The 527-nt window shown below is 68.7% G+C and carries 1 protein-coding gene; it reads left to right on the top strand.

The window, feature by feature from the left end; all coding sequences use genetic code 11:
• A partial coding sequence (locus IQ279_RS27590; protein ID WP_206352053.1) for a GTP-binding protein occupies positions 1-527 on the top strand: 527 nt, incomplete at both ends.

The following is a 527-nucleotide window of genomic DNA, read 5'->3' as shown; positions in this document are numbered from 1 at the left end:
CCACCACCTCCGCGAAGATCGTGGTGGCGGGCGGGTTCGGCGTGGGCAAGACGACCTTCGTGGGCGCCGTGTCGGAGATCAACCCGCTGCGCACCGAAGCCGTGATGACCGCCGCGTCCGCCGGGATCGACGACCTGACGCACACCGCCGACAAGACCACCACGACGGTGGCGATGGACTTCGGCCGTATCACGCTGGACCAGGACCTGATCCTGTACCTGTTCGGTACGCCGGGCCAGGACCGGTTCTGGTTCATGTGGGACGATCTGGTGCGCGGCGCGATCGGCGCGGTGGTGCTGGTGGACACGCGCCGGCTGGCGGACTGCTTCCCGGCGGTGGACTACTTCGAGAACTCGGGTCTGCCGTTCGTGATCGCGCTGAACGGGTTCGACGGGCATCAGCCGTACACGCCGGACGAGGTGCGTGAGGCGCTGCAGATCGGTCCGGACGCGCCGATCATCACCACGGACGCGCGGCATCGGGCGGAGGCGAAGAGCGCGCTGATCACGCTGGTCGAGCACGCGCTC

This window comes from Streptomyces verrucosisporus (genome assembly GCF_017114865.1).
In the GTDB taxonomy this organism is placed as follows: domain Bacteria; phylum Actinomycetota; class Actinomycetes; order Streptomycetales; family Streptomycetaceae; genus Streptomyces; species Streptomyces fenghuangensis.
The sequence above is the reverse complement of the archived record's forward strand: the minus strand, read 5'-3'. Positions and strand labels throughout refer to the sequence as shown.